Annotated in this window: 7 protein-coding genes; 2 read left to right on the top strand and 5 right to left on the bottom strand. The window is 70.5% G+C overall.

Going from position 1 to position 6,662, the window contains the following annotated elements; translation table 11 throughout:
* Positions 1-1,518, top strand: a 1,518-nt coding sequence (locus EYA84_RS33930; protein WP_275540810.1) for a LuxR family transcriptional regulator, incomplete at its 5' end; no start/stop codon positions are given.
* Positions 1,519-1,584: 66 nt separating this feature from the next.
* Here EYA84_RS33930 and EYA84_RS23210 read toward each other — a convergent pair.
* Both EYA84_RS23210 and EYA84_RS23215 read right to left on the bottom strand, forming a co-directional pair.
* Complete coding sequence (locus tag EYA84_RS23210; RefSeq protein ID WP_131055301.1) at positions 1,585-2,526, bottom strand: DUF5996 family protein; 942 nt, start codon at positions 2,524-2,526, stop codon at positions 1,585-1,587.
* Positions 2,527-2,861: 335 nt separating this feature from the next.
* Positions 2,862-3,587 (bottom strand): flavodoxin family protein, encoded by a 726-nt coding sequence (locus tag EYA84_RS23215; RefSeq protein ID WP_131055303.1) that lies wholly within the window; start codon positions 3,585-3,587, stop codon positions 2,862-2,864.
* A gap of 191 nt (positions 3,588-3,778) precedes the next feature.
* On the opposite strand from EYA84_RS23215, the gene EYA84_RS23220 reads away from it, so the two are divergent.
* Positions 3,779-4,336, top strand: a complete 558-nt coding sequence (locus EYA84_RS23220) for a dihydrofolate reductase family protein (RefSeq protein ID WP_131055305.1) — start codon at positions 3,779-3,781, stop codon at positions 4,334-4,336.
* A gap of 1 nt (position 4,337) precedes the next feature.
* Here the strand turns inward: EYA84_RS23220 and EYA84_RS23225 are convergent, their stop codons facing one another.
* From EYA84_RS23225 to EYA84_RS32620, 3 genes are all read right to left on the bottom strand, one after another.
* Positions 4,338-5,360, bottom strand: a complete 1,023-nt coding sequence (locus EYA84_RS23225) for an asparaginase domain-containing protein (protein ID WP_161595020.1) — start codon at positions 5,358-5,360, stop codon at positions 4,338-4,340.
* Between the two features lie 177 nt (positions 5,361-5,537).
* Positions 5,538-6,227: a TetR/AcrR family transcriptional regulator gene (locus tag EYA84_RS23230; protein WP_131055310.1), complete on the bottom strand. Its 690-nt coding sequence runs from the start codon at positions 6,225-6,227 to the stop codon at positions 5,538-5,540.
* A 100-nt stretch (positions 6,228-6,327) separates the two neighbouring features.
* Positions 6,328-6,662 (bottom strand): MmgE/PrpD family protein (locus EYA84_RS32620; RefSeq protein WP_161595021.1); only part of this gene is annotated, 335 nt, incomplete at its 5' end.

Genomic DNA, 6,662 nt, shown 5'->3' on the forward strand with positions numbered 1-6,662 from the left:
GCCGCCCGCGCCGCTTGGCATGCCGGCCAGGCCGACACGGCGCGGCAGGTGCTCGAAGAGGCCGAACGCCTGGGCGGTGTGCAGCCCGTCGTCCGGCTGAGCGGGGGGCTGCGCGGGATCCTGGAGTTCGCGTACGGCATGCCTGAGCGTGCCCACCACTACCTGGCGGGCGACATGGCCGTGGTCACCGAGGCCCGACGCGCGGTGGAGCTGGGTACGGTCGCGGTCCGCGCCGCCTGGACTGCTGGTCGCTCCGACCTGCAGCAGGAGTCGCTGCACCGGCTGCGGGCCGTGGACACCGACGGTGACGCGACGGTGTCGGGGCTGATGCCCGTGCTGCGGAACTGGTGGTCCTGCTACGACCTGAGCGGCGAGTTTCCCCCGCCGTCCCCGGAGCTGGCCAGCGATGCCGTCGGTCGGCTCGGTACGGTCGCCTGGGAGTTGCTTCCGCCCGTACCGTTGGCCCAGGTCTGGGGCGTGGAGGCTCGGCTGCTCGACGTGCTGCGGGTGCAGGCCGCACAGCTGCGACGTCGACACGAGCTCACCGCGTTGGCGCTGGTGTTGGCGCAGATCGCGGTCCTCGACACGGCGGCGGGCCGGTGGGGTGCTGCCGAGGCGGCGGCGGCCGAGGGCCTGCGGTTGGCCGAGGAGGTCGGGGCGGCGCACCTCGCCACGCAGAGCCGTAGTTGCCTGGGCGTACTGGCTGCGGCCCGGGGCGACCATCGCGCCGTCGACAAGCACACCAGGGGGATCCTGCGGGTCTCGGTACCGCGTGGGGTGCGGGCGCTCACCGCGTCGGCGTACTGGCTTCGTGGCCGGGCGGCGCTGTTCGACGGTCGTCCGCAGGAGGCGCTGAGCGACCTGCTGTGCCTCGTCGAGTCGGGCCACGAGGCGTCCCATGCCACCTTCGCGTTGCTCGCCGCCGTGGACACCGTCGAAGCGGCGGTGCAGGTCGGTGACGGCGACGTCGCCGAGTCTCAGATCGCCATGGTGCAGGAGTGGGCGCAGCGGTCGGGGGCGACCTGGGCCCGCGCGGCCGGTCATCGTCTCCGGGCCCTCGTCCAGGGCGGCTCGGCGGCCGAGGTCTCGTTCCGAGCCGCCCTGGACGTCGCGGGAGCGGGGGCGCAGCCGTTCGAGTACGCCCGCACTCGGCTGCTGTACGGGGAGTGGCTGCGGCGCGCACGTCGCCGGGCCGACGCCCGTACTCAGCTGGTCGCCGCAGCCGAGACCTTCGACCGCCTGGACGCGGGCCCCCTGCGGGGGCGGGCGCTACGCGAGCTGGCGCTGACCGACCGGCGTGGGGCCGATCCTTCGACCGCTGCGGGGTTGACCGTGCAGGAGTTGCGGGTGGCGCAGTTGGCTGCGGACCGTCTGACCAACCGGGAGATCGCGGCGCAGCTGTTGATCAGTCCCCGTACGGTCGGCCACCACCTGGCCAACGTCTATCCCAAGTTGGGCATCACCTCGCGTGCCGAGCTAGCCAGGATCGACTTCGACGGGGACCTGCGGCTCAGCTAGACCGCCGTGCGGGCGGTGCCGTGGACCGTTCGAGCCGCCGGTGGGTGCCGACACCGGTGGCGGTCGTCAGGGTGCGTCGGTGCGCTGCCAGCGCAGTGGGTCGTCCTCCAACGCGGCGCGGTCCCAGTGGCCGAGGTTCGCGGCGGCCTCGTAGCTGGTGCGCAGGAACTCGGCGACCGCACGGTCCGGATCCGGTGCGGCACGCGCCACCTCATACGGCAGCAGGAACTGCTGGAACTCGGTGCTGAAGAACGCGCCATCGGGGCCGACCGGCTGCTCGGCGAAGCCGTCCGGTGTGGGATAGGCGTACGAGTAGAAGGCGCCTTCGGCACCGCCGCCGGGCCAGAACCCGCAGCTGGACAACTCGCGGGAGTAGCCCTCGACCATGACCCAGTCCCCACAGTTGGGCATCCCACCCGGATGCGGCGGAGCCGACCGGCCGGAGAAGCGGGTGCAGGCCAGATCCATCCCGCCCCAGAAGAAATGCACCGGACTGACCTTGCCCACGAAATGCGACCGGAACTCACCCACCACCCGGTTCGCCTGCACCAACTGCCGCCAGAACAGCGCCGCCGCCGCACCGTCGTAGGAGGCATGCTCATGATCCTCGGCGAACGGGATCGCCGGGTCGACCTCGTTGGGGCGCGGTCGGATCGGTGCGGCGATCCCGAGTTCGTCGAGCATCGCCATCACCCGCGAGTAGAACTCGGCGACCGCCATCGGCCGCAGCGGAAGGCTCCGCACCCCACCGTCGCTGCTACGCACGTCGAGCCGGTGGCCGATGAAGTCGAACTCGATCTCGAAGGCTCCCGTCCCGTACGGGATGGCGGACGTCGTCAACCCGCGTGGGCTCACGTACAACGTCACCTGCCACCAGTGATTGACCATCGGGGCGTGCGCCATACGGATCTTGCCCACGATCTGGGTCCACATGTGCAGGGTGTCGCGGGTGTCGGTCCAGTCCGACACCCGCAGGCTCGGCCAACTCATCGATACCGGATCTGTCATGATCACTCACATCCTTGGCGCTGTCACCAGCAGGTAACGGTCGTCGGGGTCGGGTCCTCGGGTTCGGCCGGTCGCACCCGTCGAGCGCCTTCCGAGCGTAGGCGCGTCCGGTGGGTTCCACGTGGCGAACGCTGCGGCCTGCTTGCGGATGCACGGTCGACCAGGGGGCACGACGGGTCAGCGCGGCAGGTCGAGCAGGACGACCGCGCCGATCTCGACGACCTGGCCCGGCAGCGCCAGTTCCACGGCCCCGAAGGTGGTGCTCGTCGGTCCTCATCCTGTTCGTGGTGTGGCGGAGGCGAGAGCCCGGTCCTGTCCGGGGTTCGGCCGTGGCGTCAGCGGTATTCGGGATTGGCGGCGTCCGGATGCACTCCCGCGTCCCAGGCGGTGCGCTGGTTGCCGTATGCCGGAAACCCACCGGCCTGGCGGATCATCGACGCCAGGTGCAGCAGGTTGTACGTCATGAACGCCGTGTTGCGGTTCGTGAAGTCGTTCTCCGGCCCACCAGAACCCTCGTCGAGGTAGGACGGCCCGGGGCCGACCTCGCCGAGCCACCCCGCATCGGCCTGCGGCGGCACCGTGAAACCGATGTGCTGCAAGCTGTACAGGATGCTCATCGCACAGTGCTTCAGGCCGTCCTCGTTGCCGGTGAGCAGACAGCCACCGACCCGCCCGTAATACGCGTACTGGCCCTGCTCGTTGAGGACACCCGAATAGCCGTACAGCCGCTCGATCACCCGACGCGTCACCGAACTGTTGTCACCCAGCCAGATCGGACCCGCGATGACCAGGATGTCGGCCGCCAACACCCGCGCCAGCAACGCCGGCCACTCGTCGCCGTCCCACCCGTGCTCGGTCATGTCGGGTCGTACGCCGGTGGCGATGTCGTGGTCGACCGCGCGGATCTGGTCCACGCTGACCCCGCTCGCCTCCATGATCGCCACACTGCGGTCGACCACCCCCTGGGTGTGGCTACGGCCGGGAGACCGGTTGAGGGTGCAGTTGATGTACATCGCACGCAGCCCGGTGAAGTCGGGCTTCTCGATCGCCGTCGCGGTCATGGGGTCCTTCCGTGTGGTCGGTCGTACCGGCGGACCGTCGCTCGGGTAGGCCCACGTCACGAGTGTCGGAGGCGGCGGCTCGCGCCGGATCGGCCGGTCAATCGGTCGGTCCTGCGCGCGACTCGCCTCATGTGCGTCGCCGGACCGGAGTTCCCCGGGTGGGGCGACGTCCGGAGTTAGACTCGCCGGTCATGGGACTGCTCACCTTCGGACTCAACCTCACGGTGGACGGCTGCGTCGACCACCAGGAGGGGATCGCCGACGACGAGACGCACGCCTTCTTCACTCGTCTCATGGACGAGGCCGGGGCCATGCTGTGGGGCCGCGTCACCTACGAGATGATGGAGAGCGCCTGGCCGGCCGTCGCTCGCGGCGACGAACAGGCGCCGCCGGCCCTGCGTGAGTGGGCGGTCAAGCTGGAGGCCAAACCCAAGTACGTGGTGTCGTCGACGCGCCACCACTTCCCGTGGGCCAACAGCCACCACATCGACGGTGACCTGCGTGAGGGTGTGCAGAAGCTCAAGGACGAGACACCGGCCGGGGTCCTGCTCGGAAGCGGCACGCTGGCGACCGAGCTCGACCGGCTGGACCTGATCGACGAGTACGAGTTGCTCATCCACCCTCGGATCGCCGGCCACGGTCCGACGCTGCACCAGGGCGGGCTGCCCGGCACGCGCCGGCTCGAACTGGTCTCGGCGGAGCCGTTCCGCAACGGTGTGGTGGCCGTGCACTACCGTCGCGCGCGTTGAGTCACCGCGGTCCGTCGCCCCGTTCGCGGCCGTCGACGCGGTCGAGTAGTTCCTGGATCCGTCCGGCCTCGGCGCCCGTGGCGAGGGCGAGCGCGAGCAGGATCCGGCACTTGCCGGGGTTGAGGCCCTGACCGGCGACGATGCCGGCTCGGCGCAGTCGGGGGCTGAGTCGCACCCGGCCCGCAGCGCTGCGGTACGACTGGCACACCACCACCCCAGCCGCTACCGCGCGGACCAGGGCGGCGTGTTCGGCGGGAGTGGGGAATCCGGCACCGGTGCCGGCGCTGACCAGACCGGCCGCGCCGGCGGCGACCGCCGCGTCGACCAGCACCCCGTCGGCGCCGGGATAGGAGACGACCAGATCCACCCGTGGTACGGAGGCGCCCATGACGTCCAGCACCGGCGGGGTGTGTTCCTCCCGGTGGTGGAAGATCACGGTGCCATCGGGGTCGACGAAGCCGAGCGGTCCCAGTTCAGCGCTGCGGAAGGCGTCGGATCCGGCGGTGTTGGCCTTGGTCACCCGACGGGGTGACCAGATCGCCCCGTTCATCGCCACCACCGGTCCCCGCGACGCCGCCTGTGGGCTGGCTGCCACCCGTACCGCGTCGACGAGGTTGAGCGGGCCGTCCCCGCTCAGCGCCGAGAGCGGGCGCATCGCGGCGGTGAGGACCACCGGCTTGCCGGGTGCGAGCACCAACTCCAGCAGGAATGCCAGTTCCTCGAGGGTGTTGGTGCCGTGGGTGATCACGACCCCTGTCACCTCGTCGTCGGCCAGGGCGGTGCGCACGTGTCCGGCGATGCCGAGCATGTCCGGCAGGTCGAGGGCGTGGCTCGGGGCTGCGGGGAGGCTGATCTGCCGTATCTCGGCGATGTCGGCGACCTCCGGCACGGCGGCCACCACCTCGGCCAGCGACAGCCGCTGCGACTCCGTTTCCGCGTAACCGGTCAGGTCCAGACTGCTCGGCGACCAGCCCGTGATCGTGCCGCCGGTGCCGACCAGGGCGACGACCTTCGCTGCGTTCACGTCCGCGCCGGTCGTCTGCGCGCCGACGCGGTGGCTCTCCCGAGCATCGTCGGGGCCACCTCTCCTGGTGATCGGAACTCCGAGCCTGACATTACCCGTATCGTACTTCGTACGATACGGGTAATCAAGAACGGTTGGCGGCGGAACGAGGCGCGGGGCGGAAGGTGTTTCCGCTGGTCAGTTCGCCTGAATCCGACGCAGGAGCCCGTCGAGCAGGCAGTCCAATCCGAACTGGAACTGCTCGTCGCTCGGCAGCGTCGTCACGTCGCCGGCGAGCGACACCAGATTCGGGAACTCCGCCAGGGGCAACGCGGAGTAGAAGTGGGTCCGCTGGCGGCACAACTCCTCGACGTCGGGCAGGTCGGGCTTGCCCCACGGTCGGGGTGCCTGGTAGCTGGCGAAGCCGAGGGTGTAGTGGACGATCAGACCGTACGCCTGGACCGCCTCACGGCCCTCGAACCCGACCTCGCGCAGCCTGCCCACCACCGCCTCCATCGCGCCACGCAGCGAATCCGGGCTGGTGGTCACGCGGGTGGTGAAGAGCCGCACGATGCTGGGATGCTCCCGCATCATCCGGAGGAACGCCGAGGCCAGGCTCTGCACCACCGCCCGCGGTTCCGTCTCCTCTGCCGGCGGCAGGGTGAAGCCACCGAGCACGTGGTCGGCGATGGCGTCGAGTATCTCTTCCTTGTTGCGGAAGTAGCTGTAGAGCGTCATCGCACCGCTGCCGACGTCGGCGGCGAGCCGGCGGATGGTGAGGGCCTCGATGCTCTCCTCGTCCGCGATCCGCGTCGCCGCCTCGATGATGTGCTCGCGGGTGACCGTGCTGCGGGGCAGCGACGTTCTGCTCGTGCGGGAAGCCGGCATCGTCGATCCTCCAAGTGGCCGTGAAGCACTCACCACCGATCCTCGTTGGTGCACCATACCGTACAGCGTTCCTGCGATCGGCCGCGAGGCTGAGGGCGCCTCATCCGATCGTCGTCGGCGTCACCGTCGCAAGAAGCACCGCACGCAGCCGGGCCGCCGACGGCAGCTCGTCCAGGCCGGCACACAGCCCGATCAGCTCCGTCGTGGGGCCCGGCATCGCCGCTCCCACGTTCCGGTGGTACTTCTCGATGATCTCCCGCTCGTCGTCCAGGCTGGGCGCATCGCCCACGTACGCCCGGACGGGCTCCGCGTCGGGCAGATACACCTCCACCCGAGCGCTCCAGCGCGCCGGCAGATCCGCCGTCAGGTCCTCGGCGGGCACCAGCTCGACCGGGGGCGCCGCCGGAGACAGCGCCGCGCGGATGAAGGTGACGT

This window comes from Verrucosispora sp. SN26_14.1, assembly GCF_004307965.1.
Taxonomy (GTDB): domain Bacteria; phylum Actinomycetota; class Actinomycetes; order Mycobacteriales; family Micromonosporaceae; genus Micromonospora.

Coding starts and splice junctions, on each gene's coding strand:
- EYA84_RS23210 (WP_131055301.1), bottom strand. CDS start 2,526: ATGACAGATCCGGTATCGATGAGTTGGCCGAGCCTGCGGGTGTCGGAC.
- EYA84_RS23215 (WP_131055303.1), bottom strand. CDS start 3,587: ATGACCGCGACGGCGATCGAGAAGCCCGACTTCACCGGGCTGCGTGCG.
- EYA84_RS23220 (WP_131055305.1), top strand. CDS start 3,779: ATGGGACTGCTCACCTTCGGACTCAACCTCACGGTGGACGGCTGCGTC.
- EYA84_RS23230 (WP_131055310.1), bottom strand. CDS start 6,227: ATGCCGGCTTCCCGCACGAGCAGAACGTCGCTGCCCCGCAGCACGGTC.